General features: G+C 70.1%; 25 protein-coding genes. 10 read left to right on the forward strand and 15 right to left on the reverse strand.

Translation table 11 applies throughout. The features are described from left to right. The first annotated feature begins 20 nt into the window (after window positions 1-20). Window positions 21-1,565: an AbgT family transporter gene (locus V1457_RS27835; protein WP_338597986.1), complete on the forward strand. Its 1,545-nt coding sequence runs from the start codon at window positions 21-23 to the stop codon at window positions 1,563-1,565. 30 nt (window positions 1,566-1,595) lie between these two features. Here V1457_RS27835 and V1457_RS27840 read toward each other — a convergent pair whose 3' ends face one another. The 9 genes from V1457_RS27840 to V1457_RS27880 all read right to left on the reverse strand — a co-directional run bounded on the left by V1457_RS27840 (window position 1,596) and on the right by V1457_RS27880 (window position 8,523). Beyond that, window positions 1,596-2,222 (reverse strand): hydrolase, encoded by a 627-nt coding sequence (locus V1457_RS27840; RefSeq protein ID WP_200071777.1) that lies wholly within the window; start codon window positions 2,220-2,222, stop codon window positions 1,596-1,598. Between the two features lie 73 nt (window positions 2,223-2,295). Next, window positions 2,296-2,766, reverse strand: a complete 471-nt coding sequence (locus V1457_RS27845; RefSeq protein ID WP_338597989.1) for a carboxymuconolactone decarboxylase family protein — start codon at window positions 2,764-2,766, stop codon at window positions 2,296-2,298. Between the two features lie 4 nt (window positions 2,767-2,770). Beyond that, on the reverse strand, window positions 2,771-3,109 hold the full coding sequence (locus tag V1457_RS27850; protein WP_338597991.1) for a GNAT family N-acetyltransferase: 339 nt from the start codon (window positions 3,107-3,109) through the stop codon (window positions 2,771-2,773). A 10-nt stretch (window positions 3,110-3,119) separates the two neighbouring features. Next, the gene (locus tag V1457_RS27855; RefSeq protein WP_295143305.1) at window positions 3,120-3,719 is read right to left on the reverse strand and encodes an FMN reductase; all 600 of its coding nucleotides are present in this window, start codon (window positions 3,717-3,719) and stop codon (window positions 3,120-3,122) included. After that, window positions 3,716-4,813: an LLM class flavin-dependent oxidoreductase gene (locus V1457_RS27860; protein ID WP_295143337.1), complete on the reverse strand. Its 1,098-nt coding sequence runs from the start codon at window positions 4,811-4,813 to the stop codon at window positions 3,716-3,718. Before V1457_RS27860 ends, V1457_RS27855 begins: the two co-directional genes overlap by 4 nt. Before the next feature lie 106 nt (window positions 4,814-4,919). Further along, on the reverse strand, window positions 4,920-5,399 hold the full coding sequence (locus V1457_RS27865) for a MarR family winged helix-turn-helix transcriptional regulator (RefSeq protein ID WP_295143303.1): 480 nt from the start codon (window positions 5,397-5,399) through the stop codon (window positions 4,920-4,922). A 130-nt stretch (window positions 5,400-5,529) separates the two neighbouring features. Beyond that, the gene (locus V1457_RS27870; protein ID WP_200071782.1) at window positions 5,530-6,420 is read right to left on the reverse strand and encodes a class I SAM-dependent methyltransferase; all 891 of its coding nucleotides are present in this window, start codon (window positions 6,418-6,420) and stop codon (window positions 5,530-5,532) included. 187 nt (window positions 6,421-6,607) lie between these two features. After that, window positions 6,608-7,165 (reverse strand): snapalysin family zinc-dependent metalloprotease, encoded by a 558-nt coding sequence (locus V1457_RS27875; RefSeq protein WP_338597993.1) that lies wholly within the window; start codon window positions 7,163-7,165, stop codon window positions 6,608-6,610. Between the two features lie 155 nt (window positions 7,166-7,320). Then, window positions 7,321-8,523: a sialidase family protein gene (locus V1457_RS27880; protein ID WP_338597995.1), complete on the reverse strand. Its 1,203-nt coding sequence runs from the start codon at window positions 8,521-8,523 to the stop codon at window positions 7,321-7,323. Window positions 8,524-8,821: 298 nt separating this feature from the next. On the opposite strand from V1457_RS27880, the gene V1457_RS27885 reads away from it, so the two are divergent. The 6 genes from V1457_RS27885 (at window position 8,822) to ureG (ending at window position 13,662) form a co-directional block, all read left to right on the forward strand. Then, window positions 8,822-9,124, forward strand: a complete 303-nt coding sequence (locus V1457_RS27885; protein ID WP_200071785.1) for an urease subunit gamma — start codon at window positions 8,822-8,824, stop codon at window positions 9,122-9,124. A 74-nt stretch (window positions 9,125-9,198) separates the two neighbouring features. Beyond that, window positions 9,199-9,543 carry an urease subunit beta gene (locus V1457_RS27890; RefSeq protein WP_407074799.1) on the forward strand — a complete coding sequence of 115 codons (345 nt, stop codon included), beginning with the start codon at window positions 9,199-9,201 and terminating at the stop codon, window positions 9,541-9,543. Beyond that, window positions 9,536-11,245 carry an urease subunit alpha gene (locus V1457_RS27895; protein ID WP_338598000.1) on the forward strand — a complete coding sequence of 570 codons (1,710 nt, stop codon included), beginning with the start codon at window positions 9,536-9,538 and terminating at the stop codon, window positions 11,243-11,245. Before V1457_RS27890 ends, V1457_RS27895 begins: the two co-directional genes overlap by 8 nt. An 80-nt stretch (window positions 11,246-11,325) precedes the next feature. Next, window positions 11,326-12,108 (forward strand): urease accessory protein UreD, encoded by a 783-nt coding sequence (locus V1457_RS27900; RefSeq protein WP_338598002.1) that lies wholly within the window; start codon window positions 11,326-11,328, stop codon window positions 12,106-12,108. A gap of 124 nt (window positions 12,109-12,232) precedes the next feature. Further along, window positions 12,233-12,922: an urease accessory UreF family protein gene (locus V1457_RS27905; protein ID WP_338598004.1), complete on the forward strand. Its 690-nt coding sequence runs from the start codon at window positions 12,233-12,235 to the stop codon at window positions 12,920-12,922. Between the two features lie 44 nt (window positions 12,923-12,966). After that, window positions 12,967-13,662 carry an urease accessory protein UreG gene (ureG, locus tag V1457_RS27910; RefSeq protein ID WP_338598006.1) on the forward strand — a complete coding sequence of 232 codons (696 nt, stop codon included), beginning with the start codon at window positions 12,967-12,969 and terminating at the stop codon, window positions 13,660-13,662. A 6-nt stretch (window positions 13,663-13,668) separates the two neighbouring features. Here the strand turns inward: ureG and V1457_RS27915 are convergent, their stop codons facing one another. Then, window positions 13,669-13,980 carry a transcriptional regulator gene (locus V1457_RS27915; RefSeq protein WP_338598008.1) on the reverse strand — a complete coding sequence of 104 codons (312 nt, stop codon included), beginning with the start codon at window positions 13,978-13,980 and terminating at the stop codon, window positions 13,669-13,671. After that, complete coding sequence (locus tag V1457_RS27920; protein WP_338598010.1) at window positions 13,977-14,417, reverse strand: hypothetical protein; 441 nt, start codon at window positions 14,415-14,417, stop codon at window positions 13,977-13,979. The genes V1457_RS27915 and V1457_RS27920 overlap by 4 nt, the downstream gene beginning before the upstream one ends. Window positions 14,418-14,731: 314 nt before the next feature. On the opposite strand from V1457_RS27920, the gene V1457_RS27925 reads away from it, so the two are divergent. Beyond that, window positions 14,732-15,226, forward strand: a complete 495-nt coding sequence (locus tag V1457_RS27925) for a pyridoxamine 5'-phosphate oxidase family protein (protein WP_338598012.1) — start codon at window positions 14,732-14,734, stop codon at window positions 15,224-15,226. 95 nt (window positions 15,227-15,321) lie between these two features. Beyond that, entirely contained in the window at window positions 15,322-15,777 is a 456-nt protein-coding gene (locus V1457_RS27930; protein WP_295146707.1) for a VOC family protein, read from the forward strand. Between the two features lie 72 nt (window positions 15,778-15,849). On the opposite strand, the gene V1457_RS27935 is transcribed toward V1457_RS27930, so the two are convergent. The 3 genes from V1457_RS27935 to V1457_RS27945 are packed head-to-tail and all read right to left on the reverse strand — an operon-like array spanning window position 15,850 to window position 19,161. After that, window positions 15,850-17,133: an APC family permease gene (locus tag V1457_RS27935; RefSeq protein WP_338598014.1), complete on the reverse strand. Its 1,284-nt coding sequence runs from the start codon at window positions 17,131-17,133 to the stop codon at window positions 15,850-15,852. A gap of 32 nt (window positions 17,134-17,165) precedes the next feature. Beyond that, window positions 17,166-17,840, reverse strand: a complete 675-nt coding sequence (locus V1457_RS27940; protein WP_233627900.1) for a TrkA family potassium uptake protein — start codon at window positions 17,838-17,840, stop codon at window positions 17,166-17,168. Further along, window positions 17,830-19,161: a potassium transporter TrkG gene (locus V1457_RS27945; RefSeq protein ID WP_338605138.1), complete on the reverse strand. Its 1,332-nt coding sequence runs from the start codon at window positions 19,159-19,161 to the stop codon at window positions 17,830-17,832. Before V1457_RS27945 ends, V1457_RS27940 begins: the two co-directional genes overlap by 11 nt. A gap of 311 nt (window positions 19,162-19,472) precedes the next feature. Here V1457_RS27945 and V1457_RS27950 point away from each other — a divergent pair, with 311 nt between their 5' ends. Further along, window positions 19,473-20,693, forward strand: coding sequence for an MFS transporter (locus V1457_RS27950; RefSeq protein WP_338598017.1), 1,221 nt, complete (start codon window positions 19,473-19,475; stop codon window positions 20,691-20,693). 149 nt (window positions 20,694-20,842) lie between these two features. On the opposite strand, the gene V1457_RS27955 is transcribed toward V1457_RS27950, so the two are convergent. After that, the gene (locus tag V1457_RS27955; protein WP_338598018.1) at window positions 20,843-21,631 is read right to left on the reverse strand and encodes an SDR family NAD(P)-dependent oxidoreductase; all 789 of its coding nucleotides are present in this window, start codon (window positions 21,629-21,631) and stop codon (window positions 20,843-20,845) included. Window positions 21,632-21,645 lie beyond the last annotated feature (14 nt).

Genomic DNA, 21,645 nt, shown 5'->3' on the forward strand with positions numbered 1-21,645 from the left:
CCGTCACGCCAAGGACAGCTATGCAACGTCGCAACACTGCCCCCAAGACCGGCACGAACGGACTTTTCCGCGCGATCGGCGCGATCGAACGAGCGGGCAACAAGCTGCCGCACCCGTTCTGGTTGTTCTGGATCCTGGCCGCAGTGCTGGCCGTGGTCAGCCTCGTGCTGTCGCTGGCCGACGTCTCCGTCGTCCTCCCGCAGAGCGGCAAGGTCGTCGCGGTGCGGAACTTGCTCTCGCTGGACGGGATCGAGTTCGCCGCGAAGTCCGTCATGGACAACTTCGCGGAATTCCCGCCGCTGGCGATCGTGCTGGTGATGATCCTCGGCGTCAGCGTCGCCGAGCGCAGTGGCCTGCTCGAAGCGCTGCTGCGGAGCACCGTCGTGCGGCTGCCCGGGCGCTGGGTGACCTTCGCGGTCGCGTTCACCGGGATGATCGCGCACATCATGAGCGACTCGGCGTACCTCGTGATGATCCCGCTCGGCGCGCTCGCCTTCCGCGCGGCGGGACGCAGCCCGGTGCTCGGCGTGCTGGTCGCCTACGTCGCGGTCTCGGCCGGGTTCAACGCCAGCCCGCTGGTCAACCCCTCCGATGCCGTCCGAGCCGCCCTCACCGCTGCGGCCGCGCGGACGGTCGATCCCGGCTACGACGTCACGCCCGTCGCGGCGTACTTCTTCTCCGCGTTCTCCGCGGTGTTCCTCGCCGCGATCATCACGCTGGTGGTCGAGCTCGTGCTGGCGAAACGAGCGGAATTCTCCGCTCCGGCCGATGAGCCGGCAGGCGAGCACGACCCCGCGCGCATCCACCTCGCACCGGCCGAGCGCCGCGCGCTGAAGCTGACCGCGGTCGTGTTCACCGGCTACGTCGCCGCGATCGTGGCGCTGCTGGCGATCCCCGGATCACCGCTGCTCGGCGAGGACGGCAGCATCACGCGATCCGTTGTCATATCCGACATCAGCGTGTTCATCGCCCTGCTGTTCGCGCTGCTCGGCCTCGTCCACGGCCGCACGACGGGCACCATCCCGCGGATGTCCGCGGTGCCCCCGATCATGACCGAGGGCGTCAGCAAGATCGCTCCCGTGCTCGTGCTGTTCTTCGCCGCTTCGCAGCTGCTGGCCTACTTCACCTGGACCGGCATCGGCTCCGTGCTGGCGGTCAACGGCGCTGACCTGCTGCACTCGATGAACGCGCCGCACCTGGTGATCCTGCTGGCCATCGCCGTGGCGGTAGCCCTGATCAACATGCTGGTCACCAGCGGCTCGGCGATGTGGGCGATCCTCGCCCCGATCCTGGTGCCGATGATGATGTACCTCGGGGTGCGGCCCGAATCCGCGATGGCCACCTTCATGATCGGCGACTCGGTCACCAACGCCGTGACGCCGATGAGCCCCTACTTCGTGCTCGCACTGGGATTCGTCCAGCAATACCGCAAGAACGCGGGAATCGGCACGCTGATGTCGTTCACCGTGCCGATCGCCACCGCGTTCCTCATCGCCTGGAGCGCACTGTTCGCCGTCTGGTACTGGCTCGGCATCCCGCTGGGTCCTGGGATTCCCGTGCGGTGAGCCCGGTGCGGCCGAGGCTGCTCGACGGCGCTACGCCTTGGCGCGGATCTCCTGCAACTGCGGGAAATACCAGCGCAGGATGGCGCGCAGGTGGTCCGCGTTCGCCCTGCCCCAATCGCGCTGCAGTTCGGCGGCCAGCGAGATCGCCGTGACCGGTTGCGCACCCGCCTGCAACATCCGCTGCATCGCGTTGTCGTGGGCGTCCCGGCTGACGCCGCCGATGGCATCGGCGACCGGGTAGATCTCGTAGCCTTCGCCCAGCATGTCCAGCGTCGGGAAAGCCACGCAGACCTCGGTCCACAACCCGGTCATGACGATCTTCCTGCGGCCGGTCGCTTGCACCGCGGAACGGAAATCCGGATCCTCCCAGGAGTTGAGCGTGGTCCGGTCGATCTCCTCGGTGGCGGGCAGCGCGTCGCGCAGTTCGGGGATGGTGCCGCTGTTGGCACCCAGCTCGACACCGACGGTGCTGAGCACGACCGGCAGCTGGTAGGCATCGGCCGCGCGGGCCACGGCGGTCATGTTGAGCATCAGTTCGTCATGACCTAGCGACCCGACGGTGCCGACCTGCTCGGGCTGGTAGTCGATCACCACGAGTGCGGCGTTGTCCGGAGTGAGCAAGTGGTCATTGCTGCGGACGGGCGTTTCACCGGCCATGTCGACCTCTTCGAAGACTGCTGCTGGGTGCCTCGTTGCCAACCGGGTGCCCGGGTGCGCTCCCGGCTCCACCTCAGGGCTCAGGTGCGTTCCGGGCCCGGACCGGGTGGCGGGAGAAGACGGACACGCGGTTGAAGGCGTTGATGGTGATGGCCGCCCAGGTCACCAGTGAGACCTCGTCGTCGGAGAGCAACGTGCGTGCTCGTTCGTAGTCGGCATCGTCGAGGTGCTGCGCGGCCACCAGGGTCACCGCTTCGGCCAGCTCCAAGGCCGCTCGCTCGCGCGGGGTGAACAACTCGGTCTCGCGCCAACCCGGGAGCACGGCCAGACGCTGGGTCGTTTCGCCGGCCTCGAGCGCGAGCCGGGTGTGCCGATCCAGGCAGAACGTGCAGGCGTTGAGCTGCGAGGCCCGGATGTTGACCAGTTCCAGCAGGATGCGCTCCAGCCCGAGTTCACGTGCCCGGTCGCGGACCTCGGCCGCGGTCGCGCTCAACGCCTTGAACACCGTCGGTGTCTGCTTGTCCAGGAAGATCCGGTCGGCCATCGGCTCATCCGTTCCGTTCGCGCACCGCGGCGAGTGCGTCCGGGGTGACCTTGTCGACGACGTCGTCGACCTCGTGGTGGCGTTCGAGGTACTTCTGCACGAACGGGCACACCGGCACGATGCGCAGCCCGGCTTCGCGGGTGTCGGCCAGGGCGCGCCCGATCAGGACGCTGCCGAGCCCGCGGCCGCCGAAGTCCTCGCCGATCTCGGTGTGGAAGAAGATGCGCTGCCCACCGCGATCGACATAGGCGGTGAACCCCGCCGGCCGGTCGCCGCTGGTGATCTCGTAGCGATCCCGATCGGTCGACCGGGCGACCGTGGCTTCAGCGGATTCCTCGGACATCGGTTCTCCTTCAGTTCGTCGCCGTCTCTTGGAGGAGCTGTTCGAACGGCACCGGATTCGCGAACGGGTCGTCCTTGCGCTGTGCCGGTTGCCGTTGCACGGCTGAAGCGAGCTCGCCCGCGGCGCGGGTGATCCGCTGGTTGAGGTCGCTGTCGTTGCCCCAGTCCGAGCTCGCGGCGTAGACGGCGGTGGGCACGACCTGTGCGCGCAGGTACGCCAGCAGCGGGCGCAGCGCGTGTTCGAGCACCAGTGAATGCCGCTCGGTGCCGCCGGTCGCACCGAGCAAGACCGGCTTGTCGTGCACCGATTCGGGTTCCACCAGGTCCATGAAGGATTTGAACAGGCCGCTGTAGGAGGCGCTGAACGTCGGGCTGACCAGGATCAGCCCGTCGGCGGCTTCGAGCTGTTCCAGCACCGGCCGCAGCCGCTGGTTCGGGAAGCCGGTGAGCAGGTTGTCGGTGATGTCGTGCGCGTGCTCGCGCAGTTCGACCACCTCGACCGTCGTCTCGGCACCCAGCTCGCCGCGGGCGGCCGCGGCGAGCCGGTCGGTCAGCAGCCGGGTGCTCGACGGCTGCGACAGGCCCGCGGAGATCGCGAGGATGTTGCTCATGCCGCACTCCCTTCCGGATCCTGGTGTTGTGCTTGCAGTCGGTTCTCGTGGGTGGGTGCCTCGGGCACGTGGTCGGGTTTGCGGGCGGCGAATTCCTTGCGCAGCACCGGAACGACTTCTTCGCCGAGCAGGTCGAGCTGTTCCAGCACGGTCTTCAGCGGCAGCCCGGCGTGGTCGAGCAGGAACAGCTGGCGCTGGTAGTCGCCGACGTAGTCGCGGAAGGACAGCGTGCGATCGATGACCTGCTGCGGCGAGCCGACCGTGAGCGGCGTTTCGTCCATGAACCGCTCCAGCGACGGGCCACCGCCGTAGACCGGCGCATCGTTGAAGTAGGGCCGGAATTCCTCGATGGCGTCCTGCGAGTTTTTCCGCATGAACACGTGCCCGCCGAGCCCGACGATCGCCTGGTCGGCCCGCCCGTGGCCGTAGTGCTCGTAGCGCTGCCGATAGAGCTCGACCATGCGCTGGGTGTGCTCCTTCGGCCAGAAGATGTGGTTGTGGAAGAAGCCGTCACCGTAGTAGGCGGCCTGCTCGGCGATCTCCGGGCTGCGGATCGAACCGTGCCACACGAACGGCGCGATCCCGTCGAGCGGCCGCGGAGTGGCGGTGAAGCCCTGCAGCGGGGTGCGGAACTTGCCCTGCCAGTCGACCACGTCCTCGTGCCAAAGCCGGTGCAACAGGTGGTAGTTCTCGATCGCCAGCGGAATGCCCTGGCGGATGTCCTGGCCGAACCACGGATACACCGGCCCCTGGTTGCCCCGGCCGAGCATCAGGTCGACGCGCCCGCCCGCCAGGTGCTGCAGCATCGCGAAGTCCTCGGCGATCTTCACCGGGTCGTTGGTGGTGATCAGCGTCGTGGCGGTGGACAGGGTGATCCGCTCGGTCGCGCCGGCGACGTAGCCGAGCAGCGTCGTCGGCGACGACGGCACGAACGGCGGGTTGTGGTGCTCGCCGGTGGCGAACACGTCCAGCCCGGCCTCTTCGGCCTTGCGCGCGATGGTCACCATCGCCTGGATCCGCTCGGCCTCCGATGGGGTGCGTCCGGTCGTCGGGTCGGGCGTGACGTCGCCGACCGTGAAAACCCCGAACTGCATCTCGATCACGTCTCCTTCAGATTTTAAGTAATCGGGAGAACGGTGCCCGGGCAGGCACTATTCCCGGGGAGACGCACGCCACGCCGAAGCCGGGTCGTGCGGGAGGTCAGGAGTGCGGGCCGTCCGCCTGCCCGCCCGAGCCGTGCAGGCGGGACCGCAGGCGGCTGAACACACCGGCGAGCACGTCCAGCTCGCCCTCGCCGAGATCATCGGTGAACAGCGCCTGCACCGTCGCAACGTGATGGCGATCCGCCGCGCGCAACGCTTCGAGTCCGGTCGCGGTCAGCACCGCGTTGTTGACCCGCCCGTCCTCCGGCGCCGGTTGCCGCAGCACCCAGCCGCGCCGCTCCAGCACCTTCACCTGGTACGTCAGTCGGCTCGGCGAGAACACCAGCCGCGCTGCCAGCTCCCCCATCCGCAACCGGTGCGCCGGACTCTCCGAGAGCACCAGCAACACGTGGTAGTCCATCAGGCTCATCCCGGCAGCGGCCCGCAGGTCTTCGTCGAGCCGGGTCTCCAGCAGCAGGCTCGCCTCGATGTACGGCCGCCAGGCGCGCTGCTGCGGCGAACCCTGCCAAGTCACCATGCCGGCGAGCTTAGCAACTATTTCAACCGGTGAAATACTGCCGGTTCAACAACGTCGCTGCGCACTTGCCCGCAACAGCGGCACCAAATCGGGCTCGGCGGCCGCACCGCCGCCGAGCCCGAACCGCGAATCAGCGCTCGGCGATGCCGAGCCTGCCGTGCTCGCCGATCAGGCGGCCCTCCGCGGAGTCGAAGGCGCGCCCGTAACGCGCACCGGCCTCCGCGAGCGTTTCGGATCGCATCGCCCAGCCCAGGCCGCGCAGCCGCTCATCGGCCGGGACACGGGGCTCGGTGCTCCAGAGCTCGGCCAGGTCCACCCCGAGCAGCTCGGCGGAGGGCCGGAACGCCGGTTCTTCCAGCATGGCGGCGACGTCGTGCACCCACTCCACGCCGACACGGCTGCCCGGCGCGGACAGCCGATCGATCTCGGCGAACAACTGCTGCTCGGCCGCGGCGGGCAGGTACGGCGTCAGCCCCTCGACCAGCCATGCGGTCGGGACCGAGGGGTCGAACCCGGCCGCGGTGAGCGCACTCGTCCAGTCCTCCCGCAGGTCGGTGTCGACGATGCGGCGCTCGGAGGCAGGCTGCGCGCCCTGCTCGGCGAGCACCCGGTCCTTGAACTCCAGCACCTTGGGCTGGTCGACCTCGAAGACCCGGCTGCCTGCGGGCCAGTCGAGGCGGAACGACCGCGAATCGAGCCCGGCGGCCAGCAGCACCAGCTGGCGAACGCCGGAGCGACCGGCCTCGGCGAAGTACTCGTCGAAGTAGCGGGAGCGCACCGCGAGGAAGTCGGCCATCCACGCCCAATGACCATCGGCCGAGGCAGGGTCTTGCGGGCTCGTCGGCATCGGATGGGGCGGGTTGGCCGCGCGCACGAACGGTTCGGCGAAGCGGTCCCGGACCAGCGCGCCGTCCCGGCCGGTCTCCACGGCCCGCGCCGCGGCCACGCCGAGCGCGGTGAGGCCGACGCTGGTGACGATGTCCCACTGCTGGTTCGCGTTGACCACGATCGCAACCTCCACTCTTCCTAAGCTTCGCTAACGATCGTGGCATTCGCGTCGTAGCGCGCTCCGCTGAAGGTGACTCGCAGCACAGCAAACCGCGTGCTTCGCCGGTTCCGACCGGAAGGCCGGTGTTCCGCGAAGCGAGAGGAAACCGCCGGGCGAATCCCACCCCGCCGAGTCGCGGCAGGAGCGCCCGGCGGTGGTGTCAGCCGGCCGCGAGAACCGGCTCCTCGGTGAACAGCCGCGGCTGGATCACCGCGCCCTGCGCGAAGTTCTCGTCGACCTCGGCCTTCTCGTCCGGGTTGGGGAGGTTGTTCTTGCAGCCGGTCCCGGCGCTGGCACCGGACATGAGGTCGGCGCAGACGCCGGTCCGATCGTCCGGCAGCCCGAGGATGTGCCCGATCTCGTGGGTGGTGATGCGCGGGATGTGGTGCCCTTCCTCGACCGCCGCGCGCCCGATCCACACCGTGCCGACGCCGAGCGAATCGGTCTGGGCGCGCGGCCAGTTGTCATCGGCGAGCACGGTCAGGTCGGCCTGGCCATCGCTGGCCTTCTCCAACTTCACGTTGGACAGCTGGCCGTTCCACACCTGCGCGGCCTCGTCGACGGCGCCCTGGAACTCCTCGGCCTGACTCGCGTCGTAGGTGACGACGTGTGGTTCGGCGGCTTCGCCGGAAACCGCGCCTGCCACCGGGGCGCCCGCCGCCAGTAGAAACGCGGCCGCTGCACCGGCGAGTGCGGTCGTTGTCGAAAACCTGGGCATATCGGCTCCTCCGCATCGGCCATTTCCGGATGACCAAGGTGAATACGCCCGGAGGCTAGGCCGAAGGCGCATCCCGGCATCGGCAGTGGCGGGTAACCGCCAACACCGGGTCCATCGGGTTCGGCCCGCACACCGGCGGTGGCAGCGGCCTGCTTTCACGGAGTCGCTTCAGCTGAGCCGTAGAAGGCCCGGCAGGTTCCGGACTTCTCGCGGGTGGTGATCTCCAGGACGGAGTTCCCGTCGTCGCCTACCGGGATCAGCGCAGGGCTGTAGTTGTTGCACGCTCCGATGTCGCGGTCGGGCTCCACGGCCGCGACCGGGGCCGGGACCTCTTCCCAACGGCCTTCACCGCCGGAGCTGTTGACCAGCAGGACCTTGCCGTTGTCCGCGGCGAGGGAACCGTCAGCGTTGTGCAAGGTCATGCCGGACAGCACGATGCGCCCGTCCGAAGTGACCGCGAACTTCGGCGTGTGCCCCGGTTTCCGGCCATCAGGCCCGACGATCGCGGTACCGGGCTCGGCCGGGTCGCCCCAGTTGCGACCGTCCGGCGAGGTCCGCGACTTCACCTGGCAGTCCGGGCCGGAAGTGGTGCAGATCTCGTAGGTCATGAAGTAGCGGCCGTCGGGAAGTTGATCGACCACCGGCATCCCGGGACGAGCGTTGCGATCCGGCAGGGACACCACCTCTTCCGGCGGTCCCCAGTTGACACCGTCCGAAGAGGACGAACGCATCACCTGCTGACTGTGCGCGGAGTCCGACTCGTCGGAGAAGTAGCAGTTGAGCTTCCCGGAATCGTCGACGGAGAACGTCGGTTCCCAGACGCCACCCTCGTTGTTCGGCGACGTCGCGCAGGTCGACAGCTGCGACCAAGTGCGACCGTGGTCGTCGCTGCGCCAGACCGGCAGCGACATGGGGCGGTCCTTGTCGTTGGCCGAACCCGACCACAACAGGGTTCCCGCGGGCAGCTCGCCGACCTGCTTCGGCAGCTCGAAAAGGCTGGTGCAGCACAGGTTCTCCGACGACATGCCCGGGGCCATGGTGCCGATGCGGGAGAAGGTCTTGCCGTCGTCGGTGCTCTCGAAGACGGGGTCTTCGGCGCGGCCGTTCACGAAACTCGTGTGCGTGGCGAGAATTCTGCCGTTGGCCTCGCCGGAATGCTGCAGGCGAATCGCCCACGGGTATTGCGCCTGCTGATCTCCCAGCGCCGTGCCGGCCGGCTTCGCGCCGCTCGCGTTCGCGGAGGCGCCATCGACAGCTCGGAAGCCGGACGATCCGCCGGAACCCACTGCGTACGCACCGAAAAGAGCCGCCACCAATACCATCGCTCCGGCCGCCGCCAGGAGCAGTGTTCGCCTCATCGAGATTCCTTGCAGGTAAGCGCACAGGCGCGTGTGGTCATCCTTCTGCCGAGAAGGACGTCCCGCACCGGCACAGGTTGCGCCATGATCCACAAGATCGAGGGATCCGTGGCCCCCGCCCGGTTCATGGCTTGGACGACCCCGAAGCGCTCGGCTGGCGCGGCTTCGGCCGTGCTGCCAGTCTCAGGCCGGTCCGAGTTGCGCAGCCGGGGGTGCCGGATACGGCTGCGAGCCTGTGCACGCGGAAGTTTCAACGGCGGAGCCGGCTTCCGACATCAGGCCCGATCGGGAGGTCGCGGTGCTGCTGAGCTTGCAAGAGCGGGAACGGTTGACCATCTACACGGCCGCCAAGCTCGCATTGGAACGCAAAGAACGCGGATTGCTGTTGAACCTGCCCGAAGCCACCGCGGTGCTGACCTGGTTCTTGCTCGAAGGCGCCCGGGACGGGCGAACGAAGGCGGATCTGCAGGAGGCGGGCCGGGACGTGCTGGGCCGTGCCGATGTGCTCGACGGGGTGCCGGAAATGCTCACCCAGGTGCAGATCGAGGCGACGTTCCCGGACGGCACCAAGCTGATCTCGGTGCAGGAGCCGATCCGGTGACCGGGAGGCAGCAGCGGCCGGGAACCGGCAAGGAGATCGCGCCCGGTTCGGGAAAGGGCCGCGCGACGGGTCTGGTGCAGCCGGGTGCCGAATCCAGCGAATCCGGCGGAGCACCGGGGCAGATCATCTACGGCGAGCAGCCCGTCGAGATCAACGCGGGACGGCCGGTGCGCACGGTTTCCGTGGTCAACACGGCCGATCGGCCGATCAGCGTGGGTTCGCACTACCACTTCGCGGAGACCAACGCCGCTCTCGAGTTCGACCGGGAGGCGGCTTGGGGTCACCGGATGAACATCCTCGCCGGGGGCATGGTGCGCTTCGATCCGGGCACCACGGTGGAGGTCGAACTGGTGCCGTTGGCCGGTCGGCGGATCGTGCGCGGACTGCGCGGCCTGGCGGGTGGTGCGCTCGATGGCTGAGATCGACCGCCAGCAGTACGTGGCCTCGCTGGGACCGACGACCGGCGACCGGCTCCGGCTGGCCGACACCGACCTGTTCGTCGAAGTGGAGCAGGACCGGTGCGCCGGCGGGGACGAAACGGTCTTCGGCGGCGGCAAGAGCGGCCGCGAGTCCCAAGGCCAGTCGCACGCCACCCGCGCCGAAGGAACCCCGGACCTGGTGATCGGCGGAGTGGTCGTGCTCGACCACTGGGGCGTGGTCAAGACCGACGTCGGCATCCGCGACGGCCGCATCGTCGCGCTCGGCAAGTGCGGCAACCCCGACGTGATGGACGGCGTGCACCCGGACCTGGTCGTGGGCCCGGCCACCGAGATGGTCAACGGCAGCGGGCTGATCATGACCGCGGGCACCGTCGACACGCACGTGCACTTCGTGTCCCCGGAGATGTCGGTGGTCGCGCTCGAAGCGGGCACCACGACGGTCGCCGGTGGCGGAACCGGCCCGACCGACGGTTCGAAGGCCGCGCTGGCCACTCCGGCCGGGTGGTGGATGCGGCGGATGCTCGAAGGCTTCGACCCGTGGCCGCTCAACGTCCTGTTCCTCGGCCGGGGCAGCACCGTGTCCGAGGAGGCGCTCTGGGAGCAGTTGCGTTCCGGGGTCGGCGGGTTCAAGTGCCACGAGGACTGGGGCGCCACGCCCGCGGCGATCAACACCGCGCTCACCGTCGCGGCCGCGGCCGGAGTGCAGGTGGCGATCCACAGCGACACCCTCAACGAGGCCGGATTCGTCGAAGACCTGCTGCGCACCGTGGGCGGCCGCAACTTCCACGCCTTCCACACCGAGGGAGCGGGCGGCGGGCACGCCCCGGACATCATCCGCATCGCCGGTGAGCCCCACGTGCTGCCGTCGTCGACGACACCGACCCGGCCGTTCACCGTCAACACCGCGGACGAGCAGCTCGACATCTGCCTGATCGCGCACCACCTGAATCCGCGCGTGCCCGCGGAACTGGCCTTCGCCGAAAGCCGGGTGCGGGCGTCCACGATGGCCGCCGAGGACGTCCTGCAGGACATCGGCGCGATCTCGGCGATGTCCTCCGATGCCCAGGCGATGGGGCGGCTCGGCGAGGTCGTGCGGCGCACCTGGCAGACCGCGCACGCGATGAAGCAGCTGCGCGGCTCGCTGCCCGGGGACGATCGCGCCGACAACCACCGCGCCCGCCGCTACGTCGCCAAGTACACGATCGTGCCCTCGGTGATCCACGGGCTCGAGCGGGAGGTCGGTTCGGTCGAGCCGGGCAAGCTCGCCGACCTGGTGCTCTGGGAACCGGCGCTGTTCGGCGTGCGGCCCACCGCGGTGTTCAAAGGTGGGATGATCGCCTCGGCGATACTCGGCGACCCGAACGCCGCCGTGCCGACGCCGCAACCGGTCCTGCCCCGGCTCGGCTACAACGCGCACACCCGCGCGGCAGCGGCGACCAGCGTGGCGTTCGTGGCCCCGGCCGCGATCGAAGATCGACTCGCGGACCGGCTCAACGTCGAGCGCAAGCTGGTGCCGGTCGAGAACATGCGGGGCAGGACCAAGGCCGCGCTGCCGGAGAACGAGGCGGTCCCGGAGATCCAGGTCGACCCGGACACGTTCGCGGTCCGCATCGACGGTGCCGAAGTGGACCACGAACCGGCGGCCGACCTGCCGATGGCTCAGCGCTACTTCCTGTTCTGACCTGCGGGGAGGTTGCAGGCGATGTGCACCGGAGACCCCGCGCGCGGGCTCGTCCGCACCGCGCCCGCACGGACAGTCCGGTGAAGCGGGTCCATGCCCGCCTGGGCACCGAGCTCGTCCGCGGCGGGCGGCCGCACACCCGCATCTGCGGCTTGCGTTCCGACTGGCCGCTGATGCTGCGCCCCACGCTGCCGCTGGACGACGGGACGATCGCCCGCTGGTCCTCCCGCGACGCCGTTCCGGCGCAGGTGCACCAAGCCGCCGCGGCGGCGGGGCCGATAGGCGGGGATCGGCAACATCTCCGGATCGACGTGGGAGCGGGCAGCGCACTCGTGCTCGGGGAGGTCTCCCCCACGCTGCTGCTACCGGGCCCGCGCGGCGAGCAGTCGCATACCGAGGTCGACATCGCGGTCGGCCCCGGCGCGACGCTGGCCTGGCTGCCGCAGCTGGTCATCGCCGCACGCGGTTGTCTGCATCGCGCCGACGTGCGCATCGCGCTCGAGCCCGGATCCCGGTTGCTCCTGCGGGAACAGTCCTTGTTCGGACGTTGCGGCGAGCGATCCGGCGCGCTGCGCCAGCGGGTCCGGGTGCGGCTCGGCGGCAGACCGCTGTTCGACCAGGAACTCGCGGTCGGTCCCGGCCTCTCCGACGGCTGCGGACCTGCCATCACCGGCGGGCAGCGCAGCGTGGGCTCGCTGCTGCTGGTCGACGCCGACGCGCAGCACTCGGCAGGCGGGGACCAGAACTTCGCGATCATGCCGCTGCGCGGTCCCGGTGTCGCAGCGACCGCTCTCGCCCCGGACACCGCCACGTTGACCCGGAAACTGGCCGCCGCGCTCACGCGGATCCTAGCTCGGTCGTGACCGCACCGGTCCGGAGTGCGCTGGTGGTGCGCCCGCCCCATCGTGGTGATGCGGCGAGCGCGCGGTTCCGTGCCGCCCAACCGTTCCGGCCGCGGAGTGCGGCGTCGATGGGAGGTGGCGCGAAATGGCCGGGCTTGCCGTGCTCGCGCTCGCGGACGCGCGGTTTCCCGGCGGCGGGCACGTGCACTCGGGGGGCGTCGAGGAAGCCGCAAGGCAGGGGCTGGTGACGGACGTGTCGAACCTGCGGGAGTTCTTGTCCGGGCGATTGCGCAGCGCCGGCTCGGTACAAGGGGCCTTCGCCGCCGCGGCGGCACACGCCGCGCTGCGATCGGCCCCGCACGAGCACTGGCGGGACCTCGACGCGGAGTTCGACGCGCGCACCCCGTCGCCCGCGCAACGCGCGGCCTCCCGCGCTCAGGGCCGCGGAACCGCCCGCTCCGGACGAATCGCGTGGCCTTCGGCGGCGCTGGACCGCCTGCTGGCAGTGAGTCCGCGCCCGCATCACCCCTTGGTGCTCGGCGCGCTGGCCGCAGGCGGCGGAACCGCGCCCCGGGACGCAGCGCTGGCGGCCGGCTACCTGGCAATCAGTGGACCTTCATCGGCTGCCGTGCGACTGCTCGGGCTGGACCCGCTGGTGGTCAACGGCGTCCTCGCCGGGCTGGCCGCCGAACTCGACGAGCTCGCCGACCGGGCGGCGGCGTTCGCGGGCGCCGACCCGGCCGAACTGCCCGCGTCGAGCGCGCCCGCGCTCGACCTGTTCGCCGAAGCCCACGAACGCCGCCATCAGGACGAAGTACGGCTGTTCGCGTCCTGATCGCCAGACACCCCGTACGGGCGAAAACCGCGAGGAGGTCCCGAATGAGCACCACCGGCCACGGACACGCCCACTCGCTCGACCCCGGCTTCGCCGGGCCCGACCCGCACGACGCCGCATCCGGCGCGGGCCGGCCGTTCCGGCTGGGCATCGGCGGTCCGGTGGGCAGCGGCAAGACAGCGCTGACCGCGGCGCTGTGCCGCGCGCTGGGCGGGGAGATCCCGCTGGCCGTGGTCACCAACGACATCTACACCACCGAGGACGCCGACTTCCTGCGCTCGACCGGTGTGCTCGCGGCCGACCGGATCGAGGCGGTGCGGACCGGAGCCTGCCCGCACACCGCCATCCGCGACGACATCACCGCCAACCTCGACGCCGTCGAATCGCTCGAGCAGCGGCATCCGGGCCTGGCGCTGGTGATCGTGGAAAGCGGCGGGGACAACCTCACCGCCGTGTTCAGCCGCGGCCTTGCGGACGCGCAGATCTTCGTCGTGGACGTCGCGGGCGGTGACAAGGTGCCGCGCAAGGGCGGGCCGGGCGTGACCACCGCGGACCTGCTGGTGATCAACAAGGTGGACCTGGCCGCGCAGGTCGGCGCTGACATGGCCGTGATGCGCACCGACGCGCAGCGCGTGCGCGGCGAACTGCCCGTAATCGAGCAGTCCCTCACCGCCACGCCGAACGCGCCCGACGTGTCCGCGTGGGTGCGCGCTCGGCTCACCAGACGAGCGTCCGGTTGAAACCGCTCAGGTTTCGCCGCTGTCGACGAGGGCTCGGAGCGCGTCGAGGTAGGCGGCGTACGCCGCGCGCCCCTGCTCGGTGAGCGCGAGCCAGGTCCTCGGGCGTTTGCCGACGTGCCCCTTGGTGACCTCGACGTACCCTGCGGTCTCCAGGATCGTCATGTGCTTGGAAAGCAGCGAGTCGCTGGCCTCGATCGTGTCGCGCAGCAGCGGGAAGTCCATGCGTTCCATCGGGACCAGCGCGGCCATGATCGACAGCCGGGTCGGCGAGTGGATGGTCTCGTCCAGCCCGTGCCTCGGGTGCTGCTGTGCGGTCATTCCGCGAGCACCCGCCAGGCGCCGTAGACGCAGGGAATCGCGGGCAGAAGTCCACTGAGGACGATTCCGGGAATCGCTCCCTGCGGGAACACGAAGTTCTGCAGCAGCACGGCGGCGAACACCAGCACCACGAATGCTCCGGTCACCGGCCACACCAGTCGGCTCAGCAGCTTGCTCGTCACTTGCTGCCGGGCGCTGTAGATGATCCCGGACACGGCGAAGACCAGCGGAAGAAGGCCGACGACCACGCGCGGCCAGCCGTCGGGCACCAGCGGCGATCCGATCAGGTGCACCGCCATCGTCACGGCCATGGCCAGCCACACCCATGCGGGCCACCGCGCGACCCGGCGCGCCTTCGCGTCGACCTCGGTGGCGTTGCCCAGCGCGGCGGACGGCGTCAACGGCGATTCATCGCCGGAAGTTCTCGACTCGTTCATGACTCAAAGCATTGCAATCACTCAACGGGTCGTCAAGTAGTTGCGGTTCGTTCAGCGCCAAGCTGCCCGGGGGGGGCATCGGCGGTCACGTGGACGCGGCGAACCACGCAGTGGCCGTGCCCGCCTCCGCAACGAGCACCCCGGAATCGGGCGGACGGGCACCGTCCTCATCTCCGTGGCTCGACTTCGGTCGAGCTGGTAAGAGGAAGTGGGCCCAGAACTCCGCCGCGTCCGACGCCGCGTGTCCGCTGATCAGCAACGTCCCGGGTGCGACTGCGACCGCGGTTGTCCATGCGACCGGAAGGATGCCCCGCATGGAGGCACAAGACATCGAGAACGAATTGTCCCTGACCGGCGCGCAGGAGCTGCTCAGCTCCACTTCGGCCGCCCACCTCGCCTACACCGGGCAGGACGGAACACCGCGAGTGGTCCCGGTCGGATTCTTCTGGACCGGCGACCAGTTCGTGGTCTCCACCGCCACCACCGCCCCGAAGGTCGCGGCGCTGTCGACTCGCCCCGAAGTGGCGCTGGCCATCGACGCGGGCAACACGCCCGAGCAGGCGCGATCCCTTTCGATCCGAGGGCGGGCGAGCGTCGAGATCGTCGGCGGCGTGGTCCAGGAGTACCTCGCCGCCGCCAGGAAGACCATGGACGCCGAAGCAGCGGCCGAGTTCGAGCGGAACTGCCGCGAGATGTACAGCCAGATGGCACGAATCGCGATCACGCCGGACTGGGTGCGCTACTACGACTTCGGCGCCGGCCGGATGCCCCGATTCCTGCAGGACCTGGCCGAGCGGCACCAGACTTGACGGGGCGGGGCGGCCGAGTGCGGGCACCTCGGATGCATCCTCCGCTGCCACTGCCAGCCCACCACATCACTTGCGAACCGAGCGGAGGTAGCACCATGAGCGCCGAGTTCCCTGCTCCCAGCGAGGGCCTGCTGGTCACCCACTTCCTCACCGTGTCCGACGTCGCCCGCTCGCGGGCCTTCTACGCGGACATCTTCGGCGGGCGGATCGTCCAGCGCGAAAACCCGTGCGTGGTGCAGGTCGCCAACAGCTGGATCATCATGAACCCGGGCGGCGGCCCAACACCCGACAAGCCCGGCATCACCCTGCGCACCCCCGAGCAGTCCAACACCGTCTCGGCCTTCCTCAACGTGCGCGTCGCCGACATCGCCGCCTTTTACGCGGGCGCCCGAGCCCGGGGCGCCGAGTTCCTCACCGAGCCCCTCGATCGCAACGCCGAGATCCGCTGCTACCTGCGCGATCCGGACGGCTACCTCATCGAGATCGGCCAGGCCACCGGCATCTTGCGCGGCATCTACGCCGACCCACCGGCGAGCGGCGATGACGGATGAGCAGACCGCTGATCACTCCGGCTGGCCGCGCGACACCCCGACCGGCGCTGTCGATCAGGCGTCGCGCAACCGTCAGTCCGCGCGTTCGGTGTCGCCCGACCGGGCGCGGGAGCGGAGTCGCCGGATGATCGCCCGGCCCAGCAGACCGGCGGCGAACACCACCAGCCCGGCCAGCACGGAAGCCACCGGCAGGGTCGCGGCCAGTGTCAGGCAGCCGGACAGGCCGAGGACGTTGATCGCGCGGGGCCAGCGGCGCTGCTGCGCAGGCTGGGTGAACGCCGCGGCGTTCGCGATCGCGTAGTAGACCAGGACTCCGAAGCTGGAGAACCCGATCGCGCCCCGCAGATCCGTGGTCAGCACCAGCACGACGACGATCGCGGCGACGACGACTTCGGCGTGGTGCGGAACCCGGCGCCGCGGATGGACCGCGGCGAGGAACCCGGGCAGGTCGTTGCCCCTGGCCATCGCCATGGTGGTGCGGCCGAGACCGGCGATCAGCGCAAGCAGTGCGCCGAGGCTGGCGGCGGCCGCGCCGAGACGCGCCAGCACCGCCAGCGGTCCGTGCCCGGCGGCGGTCAAGGCCTGGGCCAGCGGAGCGGACGCTGCGGCCAGCTGCTGCGGGCCGAGCACGAGCAGCAGGACCACGCCGACCGCGGCGTACACGAGCAGGGCCAGTGCCAGCGCGGAAAGCACGGCGCGCGGAATCGTGCGCGCGGGCTCGCGGACCTCCTCACCGAGGGTGGCGATGCGCGCGTACCCGGCGAAGGCGAAGAACAGCAGGCCCGCGGCCTGCAACACGCCGAGCGCCCCGTGCGGGGACCATCCGTCCGCCAACCGGGACGGCTCACCGGCCGGAGCCGACAGCGCGAGCACCACGACCAGCACGATCACGACCACCGCCAGCAGCGCGCGGGTCAGCGCCGCGGTGCGGGTGATCCCGGCGTAGTTCACCGCCGCCAGCAGCACGACCGCGGCCGCGGCGGCAGCGTGCTCGTGACCGGGCGCGACGTAGGCGGCGAACGTCAGCGCCATCGCCGCGCAACTCGCGGTCTTACCGATCACGAATCCCCAGCCGGCGAGGAATCCCCACCAGTGCCCCAACCGCTCACGCCCGTAGACGTAGGTGCCCCCGGCCATCGGGTAGACCGCCGCGAGCTGTGCGGAGGCGACCGCGTTGCAGTAGGCGATCAGCCCGGCGATCCCCAACGCAAGCAGCAGCCCGGTACCCGCCGCGGCGGCCGCGGGCGCGAAGGCGCCGAACACTCCGGCACCGAGCATCGAGCCGAGCCCGATCAGCGTCGCGTCCACCGCACCCAATCGCCGCTGCAGGACAGCTTCGGACGGTGTGGAACTCATCGGCGCTCCGTTTCGCCATCAGGGTTTCGTCATCAGGTGAGGTCGGCGAAGCGTTCGACGTCGCGCGACCGCCCGGAAACGATGAGGATGTCGCCCTCGTACAGCCTCGTGTCCTGGGTGGCGTAGGTGAAGTCCGCGCCGGGCCGCTTGATGGCGACGACGGTGACTCCGTACTTGCTGCGGACCTTGCTCTCGCCCAGCGCGTGCCCGGCGGCCATGGCGGGGGCGCGGGTCTTGACCATGGCGTAGTCGTCTTCGAACTCGATGTAGTCCAGCATCCGGCCGGTCACCAGGTGCGCCACCCGCTCACCCATGTCGTGCTCGGGAAGCACGACGTGGTGCGCGCCGACCCGTTCGAGGATGCGCCCGTGCTGGCGGCTCACGGCCTTGGCCCAGATGTGCCCGATCTCGAAGTCGGCCAGCAGCGAGGTCGTCAGGATGCTGGCCTCCAGATCGTCTCCGATGGCCACGACCGCGCGGTCGAAGTCGGGCACAGCGAGCTGCCGCAGCGCCTCCGGGTCGGTGCTGTCCGCGACGGCGGCGTGCGTGACCGAATCGGAGAACTGCTGCACGACGTGCGGCCGGGTGTCCAGGGCGAGCACCTCGGTGCCCCGTTCGATGAGTTCGACCGACAGCGAACCGCCGAACCGGCCCAGCCCGATCACGACCACGCGCGAGGGATTGCTGCGGGAGTTGTTAGCCGACAATGGGACGTTCCTCCGGTAGGTCGTAGCGACGGGTGCGTTCCCGCAGCGCGAGAGCGGAAGCCAAGGTGATCGGCCCGACGCGGCCGGTGAACATCAGCACCACCAGGATGAGCTGCCCGGCGGTCGGCAGCTGGCCGGTGATGCCGGTCGACAACCCCACGGTGCTGAACGCGGAGACCGACTCGAACAGCACCGCGTCGAGCGAGAACGGAGTGAGCACCAGCAGCGCCAGGCAGGCGGCGAAGACCAGGCCGACGCCGACCAGGACCACCGTCAGGGCTTGCCGGTGCACCTCGCGCGGCAGCTTGCGGCCGAGAACGTGCACGTTCGGCTCGCCGCGGACTTCGGCGAGCATCACGAACGCCAGCAGCGCGAACGTGGTCACCTTGATCCCGCCCGCCGTACCGGCGCTGCCGCCGCCGATGAACATCAGCACGTCGGTGATCAGCAGCGTGGCCGGTTGCAGTTCGCCCGTGTCCACGCTGTTGAATCCCGCGGTGCGCGGACTCATGCCCTGGAAGAAGCCCGTGAGCATCTTGCCGCCCACCCCGAACTGCCCCAGCGTGTCCGGGTTGTCCCACTCGATGGCGGTGACCGCGACCGTGCCCAGCACCGCGAGCACGGCGTACGCGCCCAAGGTGATGCGGGTGTGCAACGACCAGCGGCGCTGCCGGCCCCGCAGGTGGCGCACGATCTCGAACAGCACGGGAAAACCCAGTCCGCCGAGCACCAGCGCCGCCACGATCGGCAGGCACACCCACGCATCGGTCGCATACCGGACCAGGCTGTCCGAGAACAACGCGAACCCGGCGTTGTTGAACGCCGAAACGGCGTGGAACACGCCCAGATAAGCCGCGTTCCCGAGCGATTCGCCGTAGTGGCCTGCGAACCTGGCGAACAGCACCAGCGCGGTCAGCGCTTCGACGGCGAGGCTGAGCACGACCACGCCGGAAATCACGCGGCGCACTTCACCGAGCCCGAAGCTCTTGGTCTCGGTCTGCGCGCTGCGTTGCAGTCGCAGCCCGAGGCGGCGGGTGACCAGCAGCCCCAGCAACGAGGCCAAGGTCATGATGCCGAAGCCGCCGATCTGGATCAGCCCCAGGAGCACGACTTCACCGAAGGTCGACCAGTGCGCCGGTGTGTCGACCACGTACAACCCGGTCACGCACACCGCCGATGTCGCGGTGAACAGCGCCGTGCTCCAGCTCGTGGCTTCGCCCGTTTCGGTGGCCGCAGGCAGCATCAGCAGTACCGTGCCGACCAGCACCACCAGACCGAAACCCATCGCGACCACGCGCGCCGGATGCCGGGTGCCCGGCAGCCGCGAACGGACCGAGCGCCGCAGCGCCGACCACGCGGACCGCCCGGAGACCGCCGTTGCTCCTACCGGCACCGCCGCCCCCGGCTCTCACCAGCACACACATTCCCAGCCACAGGCGGGAGAACCTACCGGGCCCGGCGGCCACCACCAACACGACGTGACGAAGTCGTGCGCAGCCGACCGAGCCCACGACGGACGATCTCGTAGGTCCGGCGCCGGGCCGTTGTATCCACGTGCAACGCGGTTGACTTGTTTGTCCGTCGTGCGGCAAGTTTTCCTACCGGTTTGCTCGTCTAACGATCGGAGGAACGGTGTCCGGCGCTTCGTCGACGCGGACGTCCGGCGCCCCCGGCACCGGAACCCGGTTGCCCGCCGAGATCTGGGTGCTGCTGTGCGGCAGCTTCATCGTCGCGGTGGGCATGGGCATCGTGTCCCCCGCGCTGCCCGCCTTCGCCACCTCCTTCGACGTCGGCGTGACCGCGGCCTCGTTCATCGTCAGCGCCTTCGCGCTCATGCGGCTGGCGTTCGCGCCGGTCAGCGGGCGGCTGGTGGCGTGGTTCGGGGAACGGCGGATCTACGTCCTGGGCATCTCGATCGTCGGAGTGAGCAGCGCGGCCTGCGCGTTCGCCGGGTCGTACTGGCAGCTGCTGCTGTTCCGCGCGCTCGGCGGTATCGGCTCGACGATGTTCACCGTCTCGGCCGTAGCGCTGCTGGTCCGCCTGGCGCCGCCGCACCTTCGCGGGCGGGCCTCCGGGCTGTGGGCGACGAGCTTCCTGCTGGGCAACATCTCCGGGCCGATCGTCGGCGGCGTCATGGTCGGCTTCTCGCTGCGCCTGCCGTTCCTGACCTACGGTGCCGCGCTGTTCCTGGCCGCGTTCGTCGGCTGGCTGCTGCTGCGGAACTCGACGCTGGCCGCGCCGGTCACCGGCGACGCTGCGGCGATGACCGTCGGCGATGCGCTGCGGATGCCCAGCTACCGGGCCGCGCTGCTGTCGAACTTCAGCACCGGGTGGGCCGTGCTCGGCGTGCGGATCGCGCTGATCCCGCTGTTCGTGGTCCAAGTGCTGCACTCCACGCAGTCCATGGCGGGCGTGGCGCTGTCGGTGTTCGCCGCGGGCAACGCAGCGGTGATCATGATTTCCGGACGGCTGTCCGACACCCGCGGGCGCAAACCGCTGGTGCTGACCGGGCTCGCCGTCACCGCGGTCGGCACCGCGGCACTGGGTTTCAGCACCTCGATACCGATGTTCTTGGCGTCCTCGCTGGTCGCCGGGGTGGGTGCGGGCCTGCTCAACCCGGCGCAGAACGCCGCCGTGGCCGACTTGATCGGCACGAAGAACAAGGGCGGACCGGTACTGGCCGCGTTCCAGATGGCCGCCGACGTCGGGGCGATCCTCGGGCCGCTGATCACCGGGGTCCTCGCCGACGCGGTGTCGTACCAGGCGGCGTTCGCGGTCACCGGGTTGACCGCGTTGCTCGCACTGGGCGCGTGGCTGACCGCGCCGGACACCCGCGGCCGCGCGGAAACCTGAGCCCTGCGCGAGCCTTCGCCACTCGCCGTCGAGGGAGGCCCACTCGCCTCCGAGGGAGGCGCAGTGGCGCCCAGAACTCTATTCGCGCGCTCGGGCGGACGACGATCCGCCGACGGGGCCGCATCGCTGCCGCCGACCGGCGGGCCGGCTCAGTCGCGAGGCTTGGCCTTGCGCGCGTGGCGCGCGGCTTTGAGGGGTTCGGGCAGGAAGCGGTTCAGCAGCGCTTCGCGCTTGGTCGCGCCATCCCCCGCGACTATCTCGGCCTTGCCCGCCAGCAGCGCGTCGAAGCCTTGGCGGGCGACCTCGGCTTTGTCGTTCTTGCCTGCGTTCGGGCCGAATGCGGTGTTGTTCATCCCGGCGCGGGCGTGGAAATCGCTGTTCGTCGCGCCGGGCAGCATGGTGGTGACACTGACGCCGGTGCCGCGCAGTTCTTCCCGGAGCCCGAGGGCGAACATGCGGGTGAACGCGCGCGAAGGTCCGTAGACGGTTTCGTACGGGGTCGGCAGCGTGGCCGACACCGACGACGTGATCAAGATCCGGCCTCGGCGCTGCCCGGCCATGGCCGTCGCGACCCGCTTCGCCAGCTGCACCACCGAGCTGACGTTCAGCTCGATCAGGTTCAGCTCCTGATCGAGGTCGTTGTCGAGGAAGGCGCCGCCGATGCTGACCCCCGCGTTGATCGCGGCCGCCTCCAGCGGCCGGTCGGTCGCCACGACGGCTCGCCAGACCTTCTCGACTTCCGCCCGGTCGCTCAGGTCCGCCTGCACCGCCTCGACCTCGGCGCCGATGCGGCGGAACTCATCGGCGGCCGCATCGATGCCGGCGCTGCGCCCGGTGGCGACCAGGTCGAACCCGCGCCGGGCGAACAGTGCGGCGAGCTCGTAGCCGATTCCGTTGGACGCGCCGGTGACCAGGGCCAGCGGCCTTCCGTTGCGCATGGGTCGCTCCTGTT

The sequence above is a fragment of the Saccharopolyspora sp. SCSIO 74807 genome (assembly GCF_037023755.1).
Classification (GTDB): domain Bacteria; phylum Actinomycetota; class Actinomycetes; order Mycobacteriales; family Pseudonocardiaceae; genus Saccharopolyspora_C; species Saccharopolyspora_C galaxeae.

Bases quoted from the DNA above. Each gene is read 5' to 3' on its own strand.
- V1457_RS27835 (WP_338597986.1), top strand. From the start codon at position 21: ATGCAACGTCGCAACACTGCCCCCAAGACCGGCACGAACGGACTTTTC.
- V1457_RS27840 (WP_200071777.1), bottom strand. From the start codon at position 2,222: ATGGCCGGTGAAACGCCCGTCCGCAGCAATGACCACTTGCTCACTCCG.
- V1457_RS27845 (WP_338597989.1), bottom strand. From the start codon at position 2,766: ATGGCCGACCGGATCTTCCTGGACAAGCAGACACCGACGGTGTTCAAG.
- V1457_RS27850 (WP_338597991.1), bottom strand. From the start codon at position 3,109: ATGTCCGAGGAATCCGCTGAAGCCACGGTCGCCCGGTCGACCGATCGG.
- V1457_RS27855 (WP_295143305.1), bottom strand. From the start codon at position 3,719: ATGAGCAACATCCTCGCGATCTCCGCGGGCCTGTCGCAGCCGTCGAGC.
- V1457_RS27860 (WP_295143337.1), bottom strand. From the start codon at position 4,813: ATGCAGTTCGGGGTTTTCACGGTCGGCGACGTCACGCCCGACCCGACG.
- V1457_RS27865 (WP_295143303.1), bottom strand. From the start codon at position 5,399: ATGGTGACTTGGCAGGGTTCGCCGCAGCAGCGCGCCTGGCGGCCGTAC.
- V1457_RS27875 (WP_338597993.1), bottom strand. From the start codon at position 7,165: ATGCCCAGGTTTTCGACAACGACCGCACTCGCCGGTGCAGCGGCCGCG.
- V1457_RS27880 (WP_338597995.1), bottom strand. From the start codon at position 8,523: ATGAGGCGAACACTGCTCCTGGCGGCGGCCGGAGCGATGGTATTGGTG.
- V1457_RS27895 (WP_338598000.1), top strand. From the start codon at position 9,536: ATGGCTGAGATCGACCGCCAGCAGTACGTGGCCTCGCTGGGACCGACG.
- V1457_RS27905 (WP_338598004.1), top strand. From the start codon at position 12,233: ATGGCCGGGCTTGCCGTGCTCGCGCTCGCGGACGCGCGGTTTCCCGGC.
- ureG (WP_338598006.1), top strand. From the start codon at position 12,967: ATGAGCACCACCGGCCACGGACACGCCCACTCGCTCGACCCCGGCTTC.
- V1457_RS27915 (WP_338598008.1), bottom strand. From the start codon at position 13,980: ATGACCGCACAGCAGCACCCGAGGCACGGGCTGGACGAGACCATCCAC.
- V1457_RS27920 (WP_338598010.1), bottom strand. From the start codon at position 14,417: ATGAACGAGTCGAGAACTTCCGGCGATGAATCGCCGTTGACGCCGTCC.
- V1457_RS27925 (WP_338598012.1), top strand. From the start codon at position 14,732: ATGGAGGCACAAGACATCGAGAACGAATTGTCCCTGACCGGCGCGCAG.
- V1457_RS27930 (WP_295146707.1), top strand. From the start codon at position 15,322: ATGAGCGCCGAGTTCCCTGCTCCCAGCGAGGGCCTGCTGGTCACCCAC.
- V1457_RS27935 (WP_338598014.1), bottom strand. From the start codon at position 17,133: ATGAGTTCCACACCGTCCGAAGCTGTCCTGCAGCGGCGATTGGGTGCG.
- V1457_RS27955 (WP_338598018.1), bottom strand. From the start codon at position 21,631: ATGCGCAACGGAAGGCCGCTGGCCCTGGTCACCGGCGCGTCCAACGGA.